This is a genomic window from Paenarthrobacter sp. TE4293, from assembly GCF_050435325.1.
In the GTDB taxonomy this organism is placed as follows: domain Bacteria; phylum Actinomycetota; class Actinomycetes; order Actinomycetales; family Micrococcaceae; genus Arthrobacter; species Arthrobacter nitroguajacolicus_C.
Window position 1 is genome coordinate 34,771 of record NZ_JBNJRY010000003.1, and the last position, 16,330, is coordinate 51,100.

The 16,330-nt window shown below is 64.4% G+C and carries 16 protein-coding genes; 4 read left to right on the plus strand and 12 right to left on the minus strand.

Annotated features, from left to right (window positions below; all coding sequences use genetic code 11):
• Positions 1-2 precede the first annotated feature (2 nt).
• The 3 genes from QF015_RS06460 to QF015_RS06470 are packed head-to-tail and all read right to left on the minus strand — an operon-like array spanning position 3 to position 2,147.
• Entirely contained in the window at positions 3-815 is an 813-nt protein-coding gene (locus QF015_RS06460) for a shikimate 5-dehydrogenase (RefSeq protein WP_310205871.1), read from the minus strand.
• A 39-nt stretch (positions 816-854) separates the two neighbouring features.
• The gene (ykgO, locus tag QF015_RS06465) at positions 855-977 is read right to left on the minus strand and encodes a type B 50S ribosomal protein L36 (protein ID WP_310205874.1); all 123 of its coding nucleotides are present in this window, start codon (positions 975-977) and stop codon (positions 855-857) included.
• A 30-nt stretch (positions 978-1,007) separates the two neighbouring features.
• Positions 1,008-2,147 (minus strand): GTP-binding protein, encoded by a 1,140-nt coding sequence (locus QF015_RS06470; RefSeq protein WP_429387860.1) that lies wholly within the window; start codon positions 2,145-2,147, stop codon positions 1,008-1,010.
• Positions 2,148-2,302: 155 nt separating this feature from the next.
• Between QF015_RS06470 and QF015_RS06475 the strand changes: the two genes are divergently transcribed.
• Positions 2,303-3,454 (plus strand): glutamate--cysteine ligase, encoded by a 1,152-nt coding sequence (locus QF015_RS06475; RefSeq protein WP_310205880.1) that lies wholly within the window; start codon positions 2,303-2,305, stop codon positions 3,452-3,454.
• Positions 3,455-3,458: 4 nt separating this feature from the next.
• Here QF015_RS06475 and tsaD read toward each other — a convergent pair whose 3' ends face one another.
• From tsaD to QF015_RS06505, 6 genes are read right to left on the minus strand one after another with little or no spacing between them, the layout of a single operon-like run.
• Entirely contained in the window at positions 3,459-4,610 is a 1,152-nt protein-coding gene (gene tsaD / locus QF015_RS06480; protein ID WP_429387863.1) for a tRNA (adenosine(37)-N6)-threonylcarbamoyltransferase complex transferase subunit TsaD, read from the minus strand.
• A complete protein-coding gene (gene rimI / locus QF015_RS06485) occupies positions 4,607-5,104 on the minus strand; it encodes a ribosomal protein S18-alanine N-acetyltransferase (protein ID WP_310205887.1) in 498 nt (165 codons plus the stop codon). The genes tsaD and rimI overlap by 4 nt, the downstream gene beginning before the upstream one ends.
• A gap of 13 nt (positions 5,105-5,117) precedes the next feature.
• Positions 5,118-5,789, minus strand: coding sequence for a tRNA (adenosine(37)-N6)-threonylcarbamoyltransferase complex dimerization subunit type 1 TsaB (gene tsaB, locus QF015_RS06490; RefSeq protein WP_429387866.1), 672 nt, complete (start codon positions 5,787-5,789; stop codon positions 5,118-5,120).
• Positions 5,789-6,355, minus strand: coding sequence for a tRNA (adenosine(37)-N6)-threonylcarbamoyltransferase complex ATPase subunit type 1 TsaE (gene tsaE, locus QF015_RS06495; protein WP_429387869.1), 567 nt, complete (start codon positions 6,353-6,355; stop codon positions 5,789-5,791). Before tsaE ends, tsaB begins: the two co-directional genes overlap by 1 nt.
• On the minus strand, positions 6,352-7,605 hold the full coding sequence (alr, locus tag QF015_RS06500; protein ID WP_429387872.1) for an alanine racemase: 1,254 nt from the start codon (positions 7,603-7,605) through the stop codon (positions 6,352-6,354). The genes tsaE and alr overlap by 4 nt, the downstream gene beginning before the upstream one ends.
• Before the next feature lie 57 nt (positions 7,606-7,662).
• Entirely contained in the window at positions 7,663-8,757 is a 1,095-nt protein-coding gene (locus QF015_RS06505) for a carbohydrate kinase family protein (RefSeq protein ID WP_429387875.1), read from the minus strand.
• 46 nt (positions 8,758-8,803) lie between these two features.
• On the opposite strand from QF015_RS06505, the gene QF015_RS06510 reads away from it, so the two are divergent.
• Positions 8,804-10,183, plus strand: a complete 1,380-nt coding sequence (locus tag QF015_RS06510) for a 6-phospho-beta-glucosidase (protein WP_310205900.1) — start codon at positions 8,804-8,806, stop codon at positions 10,181-10,183.
• 39 nt (positions 10,184-10,222) lie between these two features.
• Here the strand turns inward: QF015_RS06510 and QF015_RS06515 are convergent, their stop codons facing one another.
• Complete coding sequence (locus QF015_RS06515) at positions 10,223-10,741, minus strand: GNAT family N-acetyltransferase (protein ID WP_310205903.1); 519 nt, start codon at positions 10,739-10,741, stop codon at positions 10,223-10,225.
• A gap of 108 nt (positions 10,742-10,849) precedes the next feature.
• Between QF015_RS06515 and mshA the strand changes: the two genes are divergently transcribed.
• Both mshA and QF015_RS06525 read left to right on the plus strand, forming a co-directional pair.
• Positions 10,850-12,094, plus strand: coding sequence for a D-inositol-3-phosphate glycosyltransferase (mshA, locus tag QF015_RS06520; protein WP_429387878.1), 1,245 nt, complete (start codon positions 10,850-10,852; stop codon positions 12,092-12,094).
• A gap of 104 nt (positions 12,095-12,198) precedes the next feature.
• A complete protein-coding gene (locus QF015_RS06525; protein ID WP_429387880.1) occupies positions 12,199-13,884 on the plus strand; it encodes a formate--tetrahydrofolate ligase in 1,686 nt (561 codons plus the stop codon).
• A 70-nt stretch (positions 13,885-13,954) separates the two neighbouring features.
• On the opposite strand, the gene QF015_RS06530 is transcribed toward QF015_RS06525, so the two are convergent.
• Together QF015_RS06530 and mgrA are read right to left on the minus strand one after the other, a co-directional pair.
• On the minus strand, positions 13,955-15,040 hold the full coding sequence (locus QF015_RS06530; RefSeq protein ID WP_310205913.1) for an inositol-3-phosphate synthase: 1,086 nt from the start codon (positions 15,038-15,040) through the stop codon (positions 13,955-13,957).
• A gap of 170 nt (positions 15,041-15,210) precedes the next feature.
• The gene (gene mgrA, locus QF015_RS06535) at positions 15,211-16,248 is read right to left on the minus strand and encodes an L-glyceraldehyde 3-phosphate reductase (RefSeq protein ID WP_310205917.1); all 1,038 of its coding nucleotides are present in this window, start codon (positions 16,246-16,248) and stop codon (positions 15,211-15,213) included.
• Positions 16,249-16,330 lie beyond the last annotated feature (82 nt).

Sequence of the window (16,330 nt, forward strand, 5' to 3'; positions counted from 1 at the left end):
CCTCAGCGGCGGGAGAACTCCGAGGCTTCGCGGACCTGCCCAGGACTTGGTCGCACGCCTGTGTAGAGGACGAATTGTTCTTCGGCCTGGATGGCGATGACCTCAGCGCCGGTGATGACCTTCTTGCCCGCCTTCCGGGCCGCAGTGATGAGCGGCGTCTCCGAGGGCAGTGCAACGACGTCGAAAACCACCTGGGCAGCGGCTATCGTGGCGTCGTCGAAGGATTGAGCGGATTCATCCGCCCCTGCCATGCCCAGGGGCGTGACGTTGATGATGAGGTCCGCCGTCGAGCCGTTGACGTCGTCCTGCCAGCCGAATCCGTACAGTCCGGCCAGTGCACTGCCGGTGGTTTCATTGCGGGCGACGATGGTGACGGCAGTGAATCCGGCGTCGCGGAGGGCGGCGGCCACGGCTTTGGCCATTCCCCCGGCACCCCGCAGCAGCACAGTGTGGCTGGTGGGGACCTTGTGGTCCTTGAGGAGCCGGGCGATGGCGATGTAGTCGGTGTTGTAGGCCGTCAGCACACCGTCGTTGTTCACAATGGTGTTCACCGAATCTATGGCCTTGGCCGATGGGTCCATGACGTCAACCAAGGGAATAACGGCTTCCTTGTAGGGCATGGACACCGCGGCTCCCCGGATGGGGAGGCCGCGGATGCCCGCCACTGCAAGGGTGATGTCCGCCGGGGCGAAGGCCTTGTAGACAAAGTTCAAGCCGAGCAGATCGTACAAATAATTGTGGAACCGGGTCCCGATGTTGCTGGGCCGGGCCGCGAGCGAAATGCACAGGGACATGTCTTTGTTCAGAATGGGCATTCCCCCATTAAACAACGACCCTTCAGCGCTGCCTGGGAATCAACCCTGCCGCGCCTTCATCCGTGGGTTGTTCTTGTTGATGACGAACGTGCGGCCACGCCTCCGGACGATTTGTGCCCCCGGGACCTTCTTGAGGGCACGCAGTGAGTTCCTGACTTTCATTCTGTTTCTCCTTTGTGTTGGCGGGTAGGTTCAGAGGGCGTCGCTGGGTTCCAGGGGATCGCCCCAGACGCCGAAGTCCAATTCCATCTCGGCCTCCGTCAGCTGGCAGCTGTCGATGAGGTCACGGATTTCGTTCGGATCGAGGTCCTCGGAACGCCCGGTGAGTGCCAGGACCGTTCCCCGGTCGCCGTGGCGTGGGTGCCAATCGAGGAAAGCGTCGACATCGCCGCCCGCCTTTCCACCATGGATCCCTTCTGCAGAGTCGGCCAGCCAGTTCCCGGTACTTTCGAGCCAGACCCTGGGACCTATGCCCTGAACGGCGATCCGGCGTGTGGGCGCCGAGGCAATCCACAGGCGGCCCCGCAGCCAGTGCGTACCGATGGCCAGTTGTGGCAGGGCGTCACGGAAGCGGCCCGGGTGGAGCGGACGTCCGGCCTTATGGAGCACTGTCCGGAAAGGGCCCGGGGTTTCAGCCAGGGGCACGCGCACGACGCCGGGCCGGTTACGGGCCTCCGCTTCAGAGTCGTCGAAGCATCCCGGCCGGAAAGTGCCTGCCTGCCCCACGACGTTGGCATGGGGCGCCAACTGGCCCAGCAAGTCCACGCCGGCCATCCATGGCTCCGAGCCTGCCCCCGGGTCTCCACTCAGGACTGCACCCAGGCCCGGGTAGACCATCACGGTGTCAACGTGTCCAAGCTCACCGATCAGGAACTCGCCGCTGGTGCGCTCGTCCTGGGGCATGGACGTAAAGCCGGATTCGAACAGGGTGTGACGGTCCCACATGTGGTCGTCGAGATCCACCGGGTCCAGCGCCAGCACGGAGTTGTCGATCACGGCAGGCCGGCTGAGTCCACCGCGCAGCTCTGCGACGGCCATGCCGGCGGCAACTCCCGGAGGCAGGCCCAGAACCACATGGTCGTGGCCGCAGGAGGCGAGGCGTTCGGCTGTCGGGACTACATCAAGCCGGACCGTACAGCTGAGGCAACCGTGCTCAAGGACCGTGGTTTCGCGCTCGAGCAACTGGCCGTCCCGGTAGATGCGCCGCAGGACCAAGGAGCCATCCAGGAGATCGTGCAGGACCACCACGGAGTTGGCGTGGGACCGTCCGAGTCTTTCGGTGGCGGCCTCACGGCACTGGCTGTCCAGGGAACTGACGACGGTGAGATGCATGCCTGAAGTCTAATGCAAACAGTTCTCATTAGCAATTGACATGGGCTGTTTCCCGTCGATATCAGGGCACTTCCTGCTGCATTAGACTTGATCCGACCGCTGGCGGCCCCGCAGCGGGGAATCATGCCCGGCTGACAACACAATGAGGGGACGACGTGCAGATTGATTTTGCGCCATCCAGGCAATCGACACTGGGTGTGGAATGGGAGTTGGCGCTGGTCAATGCACGCACAGGGGAATTGGTATCGGTTGCCAATGACGTCCTGAAGGGCGTCGCCGCCAACCATCCCGATCTCAACGAGGACGACGAACACCCCCACATCAAGCGGGAGCTCCTCCTCAACACCGTTGAACTGGTCACAGGAATCTGCGAGACGGTCAAGGACGCCAAAGAGGACCTCAGCCGGTCCCTCGCCGCGGTCCGCGAAGTCACCGACCCCATGGGTGTTGAAGTGTTCTGCGCCGGCAGCCACCCCTTCAGCCCTCCCCTGCTCCAGCCCGTCACGGACAAAGAGCGCTACGCCAAGCTGATCGAACGGACCCAATGGTGGGGTCGTCAAATGGTCATCTACGGCGTCCACGTGCACGTGGGAATCGACCACCGCGACAAAGTCCTCCCCATTCTGGATGGTCTGGTCAACTACTTCCCCCACTTCCAGGCCTTGTCCGCGTCCAGCCCCTACTGGGCCGGGGAAGAAACCGGATACGCGTCCCAGCGTGCGCTCATGTTCCAGCAGCTTCCCACCGCCGGGCTGCCGTTCCAGTTCGAAACCTGGGAAGCGTACGAGTCCTACGTCCAGGACATGTTCACCACCGGCGTCATCGACGCCACCTCCGAAATCCGCTGGGACATCCGGCCGGTTTCGAACCTGGGCACCATTGAGATGCGCATCTGCGACGGTTTGGCCACCCTCGAAGAAGTAGGGGCCATTGCTGCACTGACCCAGTGCCTGGTGGACGAATTCTCCTCCATTCTGGACGCCGGAGGCAGCATCCCCACCATGCCGCCGTGGCACGTGCAGGAGAACAAGTGGCGGGCCGCACGCTACGGGATGGAAGCCATCATCATCCTCGACGCAGAGGGCAATGAGCAGTTGGTGACCGAACACCTCGCCGAAACGGTGGCGCGCTTGGAGCCTGTGGCAGCAAAGCTCGGCTGCTCCGAAGAGCTGGCCGATGTCTTGAAGATCATCGACCGCGGAGCCAGCTACCAGCGCCAGCGGCGTGTCGCCGCCGAGCACAACGGAGACCTGCAGGCAGTGGTCATGGACCTCGTCCAGCAAATGCGCAAGGGTCCGGACGCCTAGGACCCTAAGCCTGCGCGGCCACTGACACGGTAGTCACCGGCATGGAGGAATCCGGCGCAAAGGTGACGCCGCTCGGTCCAACTCCGGCCATGATCAGTTGGGCCCCGAGAGCCGCCACCATGGCACCGTTGTCCGTGCAAAGGTCCAACGGCGGAACGTGGAGCGTGATGCCGGCCGAGGCACAGCGTTGCCCGGTCAGTTCCCGCAACCGCGAGTTGGCGGCAACTCCCCCGCCCAGCAGGACATCGGTGATGCCGTTTTCCTTGCAGGCCAGGACTGCCTTGGAGCTGATGACATCCACCACGGCTTCCTGGAACGCCGCCGCGATGTCCGCCACCGGTACTTCCTCGCCGCGGGCTTCGAACTGTTCAACGCAACGGGCCACAGCTGTTTTCAGGCCACTGAAGGACCAGTCGTAGCGGTGCGGGCCCCTCTCCTCCGCAGTACCCATGTATTTCGGCTGCGAGAGGCCCCGCGGGAAGCGGATGGACTTGGGATTGCCCTGGCGTGCCAGTTTGTCGATAGCGGGTCCACCGGGATAGCCAAGGCCGAGGATGCGGGCCACTTTGTCATAGGCTTCACCAGCGGCGTCGTCGATGGTTGAGCCCAGCAGCTCCACGTCATCGGTGATGCTCCTGATCCGCAGGATCTCCGTGTGCCCACCCGATACCAGAAGCGCTCCGAGGTTTTCCGGCAGCTTTCCGGCACCCAGGCCGGCGGCAGCTCCGACGTCGTGCTTGCCATCCGGTGACGTCCGCGCGTCCAGCAGCCCGACGCCAACGTGCGCCACCAAATGGTTGATCGCATACAGCGGTTTACCCGTGGCAACGGCCAAGGCCTTCGCCGCACAGACCCCAACCATGAGCGCGCCGGCAAGACCCGGACCCGAGGTGACGGCAATGGCGTCGATATCGTCCAGGGTCACCCCGGCCTCGTGCAGCGACTCCTGGAGCGTTGGCACGAATGCGTCAAGATGTGCACGCGAAGCGATCTCCGGGATGACACCACCAAAACGTACGTGCTCGTCCATGGAAGAGGACACCGTGTTGGTAAGCAGGGTGGTACCCCTCACGATGCCTACGCCGGTCTCGTCACAGGAGGACTCGATGCCGAGCACCAACGGCTGCCGCGGCTGTTCCGGATGGGGCGCGCTCACGCTGTGGCTCCTTCGTGTGGTGTGTTCAGTTCAAGCCGCATGATCAGGGCATCCGTCCCGTCCCGGTAGTAGCGCGGACGGACGTGGATCTGCTCGAATCCGAACCGCTGGTACAACTGTTGGGCACGGGGGTTGTCTGCCCGGACCTCCAACAGGACGTCCGCCGCACGGCGCCGCCGGGCTTCGTCGATGAGTTCCGCCAGGACGGCGGAACCGATGCCCCGGCCTTCGAATTCAGGCACGACGGCGATCGTCTGGACGTCCGCGATCGGCTCGATGCACATCAATCCGGCGTAGGCCACAATCTCGCCGGCGACCTCGGCCACGATGTAACGCCGGGTCTCCGGCTGCGCCAGTTCATCGAAGAACATTTGGAGCGGCCACGCGTCTACAGGGAACAACCGGCGCTCCAACATCTCCACTGCGGGGATGTCGGTCTCCGTCATGTCCCGCAGGGAAACCCCGGCGAGTTCAAGCTTGGGTGATAACTTCACAGGTTCCGTCCCATCACAGTGCACGTTTCCGGGGCCCGGGGACCTGGGCGTCCGATTCCCGCAAGTACAGCGGAGTGGAATCCAGCAAGGGCTGACCGGCCGTGAGCTTGGCCAAAGCAAACTGGCCCAGGGAGGCAGCGTCAGGTTGGGTCCGGGAGAAATCTTCGTTGGCCCGCAGGACGTCGGCATACAGGCCGGCTCCAGCGCCGAACACGGGCAAGTCCGGAAGCTCCGAGGCGAAGCCAACATGCGGTCCGTCCACGAGCTCCGGCAGTTGGCCCTCAGCCAGCGTGTACCGCGCCCAGTAGACCTCTTTTCGCCGGGCATCGGTGGCCACCAGGAATTCAGGAGCGGCTGCCGTGGACTCGGCAACGTCGAGCGCGATGGCGTCCAGGCTCATCAGGCCATACAACGGCTTGTTCCAGACGAAGGCCAGGGTTCGGGCCGTCGCGATGCCGGAGCGCAGGCCCGTGAATGGTCCAGGTCCTACTCCGGTGACGATCGCATCGACGTCCGCACCAGTGATGCCTGCTCCGGCCAGGAGCTTGGCGATGCCCGGGGCCAGGACCTCTGCATGGCTACGGGTGTCCTCCGTAGCGAAGGAATCCACCACACCCTCCATGGCAACGTCCGAGATCAGGGCCGCACTGGCCACCGCTGAGGTGTCTATGGCCAGGATCAGCATCAGTTGCCTTTCTCGGGGGAAGTGGTGTCAAGGGGTCGCGGAGCTTCGGCCCAACGGGGACCGTATCCGCGGAAAACAAGGGTGCGGGGTTCGTCGTCGTCATCTGTATCAAAGTCCATGACGTCGTCCGCCGTTGCCGTCCCTCCGACAGACCGGTGCAGGTCAACCTCGAGGCGGCTGTCCGAGAGGTGCTCCACGCGGTCCCGGCCCCACTCCACCACCGTGACGGAGGTGTCCAAGGTGTTCTCCAGATCGATGTCGTCGATCTCCGCCGCAGATTCCAGCCTGTAAGCATCCACGTGGACCAGGTCCGGGCCGCCGGGCCGCGGACCATCAGCACGGTTGGGATGGATCCGGACCAACACAAACGTGGGCGAAATGATGCCGGCCCGCACACCCAGGCCTTCGCCGAGCCCCTGGGTGAAGGTTGTCTTGCCCGCTCCCAGTTCGCCGGTCAGGACCAGGAGGTCCCCGGCTTCGAGTACCTCACCCACAGCTGCTGCGAGCGCGTGCGTCTGCTCCGCCGTCGTGACCGTCAACCTACGCTCCCAATGGGCTTCGCTCATGGTGCTGCCGTCTCAGTCGCCTTGCCGGCAGCCGTGCGGGCCTCTGCCTGCGCCGGGGCCTCGTTGACATAGCTGCGCGGCACCCGTGGGCTGATGCGCGTGACGATTTCGTAGTTGTTCGTTCCCGCGGCGGCGGCCCAATCATCAGCGGTGGGGCCACCGTCGGCTCCGTTGCCGAACATCACGGCTTCGGCGCCCTTGAGGCCTGCCGCCGCTTCAGGGGACAGTGGTCCAAGGTCGATGACCATCTGGTCCATGGCAATCCTGCCCACCACCGGGTAGTTGATGCCGTCCACCCGCACTGGGCCTCCGGTGGCAATCCTGGGCACACCATCGGCGTAGCCCAACGGCACCAGTCCGAGCGTGCTTTCTTCGGTGGTCCGGTAGTTGAGCCCGTAGGAGACGCCTTGGCCCGTGGGCACCTTCTTGCAGTTGGACAGCAGCGTGCGGACCGTCATGGCCGGGTGGAGGCCAAGCTCCGCGGACGTAGCGCCTTCGAACGGCGACAGGCCGTAGACACCGAGGCCGACACGGACAAGATCGAAGTGTGAGTCCGGGCGGGACAGCGTGGCGGGTGTGTTGGCGATGTGCCGGACCTCCATGTCCACTCCGGCGTCCTCGGCCATGGCGATGGCCTCGCGGAAGACGGCCAGTTGCTCATCGGTTTCCGGGCGGTGCGGCTCGTCGGCCACAGCGAGATGCGAGAAGATGCCCACGACCCGCAGGAGGCCCTGATCCTGGTATTCCATGGCTTGGCCCACCAACCCATCCCAGTCGGCAATAGTGCAGCCGTTACGGCCCAGGCCGGTGTCCACTTTCAGGTGGACCCGCGCGGGCCTTTCTTGTTCGCGGGCAGCCGCGACCACGGCGTCCAGCTCCCAGCCGGAAATTCCGACGTCGATGCCCGCGGCGACTGCCGCTTGGAAGTTGCTTTCACGGGTGTGCAGCCAGGCCAGCAGCGGCGCATCCACCCCGGCGGCACGCAAGGCGAGGGCCTCGGATATGTGCGCCACACCAAGCCACGCGGCACCGGCGTCGAGGGCTGCACGGGCTACTTGGACGGCTCCGTGGCCGTAAGCGTCTGCCTTCACCACGGCCATGACCGAGGCGGGGGACGCAATGGCGACGAATTGACGAACGTTGTGCCGCACGGCTTCGAGGTCAATCACGGCGGAGCGTTCCAACACCGCCGACTTTGCTATGGAGGCTTTCGACCCGATACCGATATCTGCAGCTGCTTCGTAAGTCACCCTAGAGATTCTAGTGCTGTCAGTGAACTCGGGTTAACTGCAGGTGCTGCAACGCCCCTACTGTGCGTCGGACAAATGCGCGATCGTTGCCCGGGCGCGCCGCTGGGCCTCGGCGGGGATGTCCTTGACGATGGGTTCCAGGAACGCGAAGCGCCGCAGCCACTGACTCGATTGGCGTTCCTTCCGTGCGTTGGCCCGCTGCCACCAGTCGGCGATATCGCCCCACCCGGGTGCGGCCAGGGAACCGCCGACTTCCTGCACGGCCAGGGAAGCACACAGGTTGGCGAACCGGAGCCGGTCCCCCAACCTCCAACCGGCCAAACAGCCGACAATGAAGGCGGCCCCAAAGCAGTCCCCCGCGCCGGTGGGATCGGACGCGGAAACGGGCAGGGAGGGTACCCATTCCTCTTCCCCGGTTTCCGAATCCACTGCCACCGCGCCTTGTGGTCCCAGCGTTACCACTGCCACGGGCACCCGGTCTGCCAGGGAGTACAGAGCCGCCCAGGGGTCGGCCTTGCCGGTGAATGCCATCGCTTCAGGGGCGTTGGGCAGGAAGGCATGGAAATTTCCCAGCTGGTCCATCCGGCGCTCTGACCATTCCCCGGTGGGGTCCCAACCCACCACGCCGAAAAGTTTGGTACCCGCTTCCTTCGCTGCGAGCATCCACGGTTCCAGTTCCTCCCCCAGGTCAGCCACGGCGGCGAGCGCCTTGGGCGGTTTCCCGATCAGTTCGGAGGAACTGATCGGGGCAGGGTGGCCGTGGGTGACCATGGACCGGTCCTGGTTCACGCACATCGAAACCGTGACGGGTGAGTGCCAGCCGGGAACTCTCTGCGAGAGGGAGAGGTCGACGTGTTCCTGGCTTTCCAGGATCTGCCAGTTGTAGTCGCCGTAGCCGTCGTCCCCGAAGGTCGCGGCGAGGTTGGTCCGCAAGCCGAGGCGCGCTGCCGCGATGGCCTGGTTTGCGACACCGCCGGGGCAGCTGCCCATGCCTTCGCTCCACACCTCCGTGCCGGGTTCGGGTGCGTGCGGGAGTCCGGTGAAAATGATGTCCTGGAAGACCGTTCCGGTCAGGAGGAGGTCGCACTGGTGGTCGCCGTCCGATCGCACGGCAGCCAAGGGATCAAAACGTCGCTGGGGCATAGCGTCCATGCACGGCAGACTACGCTGCACGTACTGGGCTGCATAGACTCGGGTCATGCGGCTCATGATCGCCGGCGGCGGTGGCTTCCGGGTTCCCCTTGTCTACAGGGCCTTGTGCGCGGGTCCCTTCGCCGGACTGGTGGACGAGCTGGTGCTCTACGACGTGGACGCCGCCCGGCTTGCTGCCATCGCGGCGGTCATCCGAGACATGCCCGCACCCGGTGGTTCCGCACCCGCCGTCGTCGTTTCCACCGACCTCCAGGAGGCCCTCAGCGGCTCGGATATGGTCTTTGCCGCCATCCGCCCAGGCGGAACTGCCGGGAGAATCGCCGACGAACGCGTGGCACTGGACCTCGGCCTCCTGGGTCAGGAAACCACGGGTGCCGGCGGCATCTCCTATGCGCTCCGCACCATTCCACGCATGCAGGAGCTGGCCGCAGCGATGCGCCTGCATTGCCCCGATGCGTGGCTCATCAATTTCACCAACCCCGCCGGCATGGTCACCGAGGCCCTGGTTCCCGTGCTGGGCCGCAAGGTCATCGGTATCTGCGATTCCGCAGGAGGCCTGGTCCAGCGGGCGGCCCGGGCGGCCGGCTCGCCGTTGCCGGAAGGAACGCTCGACGGCGTGGGCTACTTCGGGCTGAACCACCTGGGCTGGCTCTACCGGTTGGCCCCCGGCGGACACGACCTGCTGCCGGGGCTGCTTTCGGACCACACCGCGGTGGAATCCATGGAAGAAGGCAGGTTGTTCGGGCAGCACACCTTGCTGCAGCTTGGCTGCCTGCCCAACGAATACCTGTACTACTACTACCAAACGGTGAAGGCCACCGACGCCATCCGTCGGCAGAACGAAACCCGTGGGACCTCCATCCACCAGCAGCAGCGTTCGCTGTACCCGGCCCTGGTCCAATCCCCGCACGCCTATGCGTTGTGGGACAGTGCCCGGCGCTCCCGCGAAGAAGGCTATTTGGCCGAGTCACGCACCCATGGGGAGCAACGCGACGAGGAAGACCTTGCAGGTGGCGGTTACGAGCGGGTGGCGCTTTCCGTGATGCGGGCGCTGTCCGGCGGCGGGTCTTCGCAGCTGATCCTGAACGTGCCCAATACGCCGGTGACGGCTGCAGGCGGGGCGTCCCCGACGGAAGTGGCCGTGCCCGGGTTGCCGGGGGACGCCGTCGTCGAGGTTCCGTGCGAGGTAACGCCCGACGGCGCGTTGCCGCTCCCGCAGGAACGGCCGGCCGGGCAGTTCCTCACCCTGATGCAGCACGTCAAGGAGGTGGAGCGACTGACGATCCGCGCTGTCGTGGACGGTGAGCGCGGGTCGGCCGTGGGCGCTTTTGCGGCACACCCGTTGATCGGCTCGGCGGCTTTGGGAGAGCAACTCCTGGCCGGATACGAGGCTGCCTTTCCCGAACTGGCCCGTTTATGGAGTTGACGGCTTCAGCAAAACTGGGGAATTCTGTTGAGCCGTGCCCTACAGCTTCCGGTACATGACGTGCAGGCCGACGTATCCGATCTCCGGGTGGTCAAAAGCTTCAGGTACCGTGGCGAGGATCCTGAACCCCATGGACTGCCACAGCCACACAGCACGGACGTTGCTTTCCACCACGGCGTTGTACTGCATGGCGTAGAACCCTGCCGCTTTTGCTTCGCTCAGTGAATACGCGCAGAGGGCGCGGGCGATGCCCTGGCCCGAGTTGTTGGCCCCCACCATGTACCCGGCGTTGGCAACATGGCTCCCGCCGCCGGACTGGTTGGCGTGGAACTCCCCCGTTCCCAGGATCCCGCCCGTGTCCTTGCCGACCGCCACAAAGGTCTGGCCGGGAGCATCCTTGGTCCACTTGCTCCGGGCCTCTTCCTCCGTGGTGTCCCGGTCCCAGGTGAAGGTCTCTCCGGCACGGATCACCGGTTCCAGGATGGCCCAGATACCGGGCCAGTCCTCAGGGGCGGCTTGTCGGATGTCGAAAGTCTGTTCTTGGCTCACAGCGGCCACGGTAGCAGCCTTGACCACCTGGCCGGGATGCATCGGGCGGGCAGGAGTAGTGTTTTCTGCAGGGCAAACATGGTTTTGCCGTCTGCTGTGAGTGTCAGGAGGAATGCGGTGCCTTCGATCCGTCGTGTGGCGTTCCTGTCGTTGCACACCTCCCCCATGGAACAGCCAGGCGCCGGGGATGCCGGTGGGATGAACGTCTACGTCCGGGCGTTGGCCATGGCGCTTGCAGAGTCCGGGGTGGAAGTGGAGATCTTTACCCGTTCCACCAAAGCGAGCCAACCCGCCGTCGAACATCCCGGGCCCGGCGTCTGCGTCCACAACGTCATGGCCGGGCCGCGCCGGAAGGTGCCCAAGGAAGAACTGCCTGCCCTCCTGCATCAGATGGTGGAAGAAATCGACAGGATCCGGGGCAGCCAACTCCACGGCCGTTACGACGCCATCCACTCGCACTATTGGGTTTCCGGAGTGGCAGGACTTGAACTGTCCGAGCTGTGGGGCGTTCCGCTGATCCACACCATGCACACCATGGCCAAGGTCAAGAACCTCGTCCTCGAATCCGGAGAGCGCCCGGAGCCACGGCGGCGCGAAGAGGGCGAGCAACGGATCGTTGACGGTGCCGCCCGCCTGGTGGCCAACACTCCTGCCGAAGCCGAAGAGCTGGTTTCCCACTACGGGGCAGACCTTGACAGGATCGATGTCGCACCGCCCGGCGTGGACCTCAAAGTCTTCACGCCATCGTTCCGGCGTAAATCGCGCAGGGAGCGCGACGTGCGCCCGGACAGTTTCCACATCCTCTTCGCCGGCAGGATCCAGCGGCTCAAGGGTCCCCAGGTCTTCGTCAAAGCTGCCGGAATCCTCCGAAAGCGGCGGCCGGACATCGATCTTGAGATGACCATCCTGGGCTCGCTCAGCGGAGCCAAGGATTTCAACCTTCAGCACATCATCGAAGACGCAGGACTTGCCGACGTCGTCACGCATCGCCCGCCGGTAGTGGCACCGGAGCTGGCCAGCTGGTTCCGTTCAGCGGACGTCGTGGTGATGCCCTCTTTCAGCGAGTCCTTCGGGTTGGTGGCGTTGGAAGCCCAGGCGTGCGGTACACCGGTGGTAGCCACCAACGTGGGCGGACTGTCCCGCGCCATCTCGGATGGTCGGACCGGCATGCTGGTGGACGGGCACGACCCCACGGACTGGGCGGACGCCCTTGAGGACCTTTACGACGACGTCCAAACCCGTGAGGACATGGGCCGCCTGGCCGCCACCCATGCCGAGTCCTTCGGGTGGCAACGGACGGCAGCCATCACCCTGGAAAGCTATCGCGAGGCCGTTGGCGGGCTGCTGGTCCCGCGGCGCTGAGTCGTCGCCCGGAACCCGTTCCGGGGCTGGTAGATTGTCGCGCACAGCGAACCAACGCCTGCAGCAGCATCCCCGCTGCGGGAAAACCCAGCCAAAGGACAACGATGTCTGAAAAGGTCATGACTGATCTTGAAATTGCCCACAACGCCACCATGCTGCCCATTGAGGACATCGCCCTCCGCGCGGGCATAGCTGTGGACGCCCTCGAGCTGTATGGGCCCTACAAGGCGAAAATCAATCCCGCCAAACTCGTCATCCCTGCGGGCAAAGCACCCGGCAAAGTGGTGCTGGTGTCCGCGATGTCCCCCACCCCGGCAGGCGAAGGCAAGTCCACCACCACGGTGGGGCTCGCAGACTCCCTTGCCCGCGCCGGACACAAGGTCATGATCGCCCTGCGCGAGCCGTCCCTGGGGCCCATCCTGGGCATGAAGGGAGGTGCTACCGGCGGCGGTTACTCCCAAGTGCTGCCCATGGACGATATCAACCTGCACTTCACCGGCGACTTCCACGCGATCACTTCAGCGAACAATGCGCTCATGGCACTGGTGGACAACCACATTTTCCAAGGCAATGACCTCGGAATCGATCCCCGCCGCATGACGTTCAAACGCGTGCTGGACATGAACGACCGCTCCCTGCGGGAAGTGGTCATCGGACTCGGCGGGCCAATGCAGGGTGTGCCCAGGCAGGACGGGTTCGACATCACCGTTGCGTCGGAAATCATGGCGGTCTTTTGCCTTTCCACAGATCTTGACGATCTGAGGGCACGCCTGGGCCGGATCACCTTTGGATATACCCACCACCGCGCGCCGGTCACCGTCGCGGACCTCGGGGTAGAGGGTGCGCTGACCATGCTGTTGAAGGACGCCATCAAGCCCAACCTCGTCCAAACCATCGCCGGGACCCCGGCGTTGGTCCACGGAGGCCCGTTCGCCAACATTGCCCATGGCTGCAACTCGCTGATAGCTACCAGCACGGCCATGCAGCTCGCCGACATCGTGGTCACCGAGGCTGGATTCGGCGCGGACCTTGGCGCAGAGAAATACATGGACATCAAGGCGCGGATCGCCGAGGTAGCGCCCTCCGCCGTCGTGGTCGTTGCGACCATCCGTGCCCTCAAGATGCAGGGCGGGGTTCCCAAGGAGCAGCTCAACCAGCCAAACGTCGAGGCCGTGGCGGCCGGGGTGGAAAACCTCAGGCGGCATGTCCGCAACATCTCGAAGTTCGGCATCTCCCCTGTTGTCTCCATCAATAAGTTCGCCACGGACACCCCCGAAGAACTTGAGTGGCTGCTTGCCTGGTGTGCTGCTGAAGGGGTGGAGGCCGCCGTCGCCGATGTCTGGGGCAGGGGTGGTGGTGGCGACGGCGGCGACGAGCTCGCTGCCAAGGTGGCCGCTGCGCTGTCCGCGCCGTCTGATTTCCACCATCTGTACCCGTTGGAGCTGTCCGTGGAGGAGAAGATCCGGACCATAGTGCAGGAGATCTACGGGGCCGACGGCGTCGAGTTTTCGGTTCCCGCCCTGAAACGCCTCGCCGAGATCGAGAAGAACGGCTGGTCGGGTTTCCCGGTCTGCATGGCCAAGACGCAGTATTCCTTCACCGACGACGCCTCCAGGCTCGGAGCGCCGAAGGGCTTCACGGTGCATGTCCGCGAGCTGATCCCCAAGACCGGAGCCGGGTTCATCGTCGCCCTAACCGGTGCCGTCATGACCATGCCGGGCCTGCCGAAGGAACCGGCAGCGATGCGCATGGACGTCGACGCTGAAGGGCATCCCACCGGGCTTTTCTGATCCCCCTGCGTTAAAAACAAGCAGGCGCCCCCGCACCTGGTGCGGGGGCGCCTGTGAAACGCCAGGTTGTTTAGCGCTCGATGTCGCCGCGGATGAAGGCTTCGACCTTCTCGCGTGCGAGGTCGTCGTTGAACTGCTCCGGCGGGGACTTCATGAAGTAGCTGGAAGCGGAGAGCAGCGGGCCACCGATCCCCCGGTCCAGGCCGATCTTGGCGGCGCGGATGGCGTCGATGATGACACCTGCGGAGTTCGGGGAGTCCCAGACCTCAAGCTTGTACTCCAAGGACACCGGGGCGTCACCGAAGTTGCGGCCTTCGAGGCGGACGAAGGCCCATTTACGGTCGTCAAGCCAGGCGACGTAGTCGGACGGTCCGATGTGGACGTCATCAGCGTGCAGTTCGGCCTCGACGTTGGAGGTCACGGCCTGGGTCTTGGAGATCTTCTTGGACTCAAGGCGGTCCCGCTCCAGCATGTTCTTGAAGTCCATGTTGCCACCGACGTTCAACTGGTACGTGCGGTCCAGGGTGACACCGCGGTCTTCGAAGAGCTTGGCCATGACACGGTGCGTGATGGTGGCACCGATCTGGCTCTTGATGTCATCGCCCACGATCGGCACGCCGGCCTCGGTGAACTTGTCAGCCCACTCCTTGGTTCCGGCGATGAAGACGGGCAGGGCGTTGACGAAGGCAACACCGGCATCGATGGCGCACTGGGCATAGAACTTGGCGGCCTGCTCTGAACCGACGGGCAGGTAGCAGACCATGACGTCGGCCTTGGCCTCGCGCAGCGCCGCGACGATGTCCACGGTCTCTTCGGGGGCCTCAACGATGGTCTCGCGGTAGTACTTGCCCAGGCCATCGAGCGTGTGCCCGCGCTGGACGGTGACTCCGGTAGCCGGCACGTCGGCGATCTTGATGGTGTTGTTTTCGCTCGCTCCGATGGCGTCGGCGAGGTCCAGTCCAACCTTCTTGCTGTCTACATCGAAGGCAGCAACGAACTGGACGTCGTTGACGTGGTACTGGCCGAACTCGACGTGCATCAGACCCGGGATCGTGGCCTTGGGGTCAGCGTCGCGGTAGTACTGAACACCTTGGACCAGCGATGCGGCGCAGTTACCTACGCCGACAATGGCAACACGAATCGGATGTGAAGACACGGAACTCCTTTGAGAACTAAACCTCATGTGCCAGGCGCAGCCCTGACTGAGTCCAGGGCACGACTGATTGGCACGGCGCCATTCGGCGCACTATTGCATTGTAACCAACACAGCAGGGGCCGGCTTTGTTCCCGGCCGGTCCCTGCTGTTTTATGGCGAAGGTCGGCAGGCTACTTTTGGGCCCACCGGTTGATGTCCGATTCCACGGCAAACTCGTCGATGGCGGTGAGCTCGTCGGTGGTGAACTTCAGGTTGTTGATGGCACTGAGCGTGTCCTCGAGCTGGGCCACGCTTGAGGCACCAACCAGCGCCGAGGTCACGGGTGAGCCCTTCGGCTGGTCGCGCAGGATCCAGGCAATGGCCATTTGTGCCAGCGTCTGCCCACGGCCTTCGGCGATGGCGTTCAGCCCGCGCACCCGATCCAACTTCTCCTCGGTGAGCTGCGCTTCAGACAGGAACCGTTCCTTGGCAGCGCGCGAATCGGCAGGCACGCCGTTGAGGTAGCGGTTGGTGAGCAAGCCTTGGGCCAGCGGAGAGAACGCGATTGACCCTGCTCCCACCTGATCCAGTGCCTCGTAGAGGTTGGGTGATCCATTCTCGGTCCACCGGTTCAGCATGGAGTAGCTGGGCTGGTGGATGAGCAGCGGGGTTCCGAGCTCCTTGAGGATCCGGGCAGCTTCCAGGGTCTGTTCCGGGGTGTAGGAGGAGATGCCTGCGTACAGCGCCTTGCCGGAGCGGACTGCGTAGTCCAGCGCACCCATCGTTTCCTCAAGGGGCGTCTCGGGGTCGGGGCGGTGGCTGTAGAAGATGTCAACGTAGTCCAGGCCCATGCGCTCCAGGGACTGGTCCAGGCTGGACAGCAGGTACTTGCGGGATCCCCACTCACCGTAGGGGCCGGGCCACATGTAGTAGCCGGCTTTGGTGGAGATGACCAACTCGTCCCGGTACGGCGTGAAGTCGTCCTTCAGGTGGCGTCCGAAGTTCGTTTCTGCAGATCCGTCCGGCGGTCCGTAGTTGTTGGCGAGATCGAAGTGGGTGACACCCAGGTCGAACGCCCTGCGCAGGATGGCACGCTGTTCATCGAAACGCTTGTCGTCGCCAAAGTTGTGCCAAAGGCCCAGCGAGATGGCAGGGAGCTTGAGTCCGCTGCGTCCGACGCGGCGGTAGGGCATGGTTTCGTAGCGGTTTTCCGCAGCCGAATAAGTCATACATACCATCCTGCCACTGCACAAACCGGGGTGACGGCGCTGTCCGCTATGTGGGCGCCGTCACCCCGGGCAGGTGCGCGGT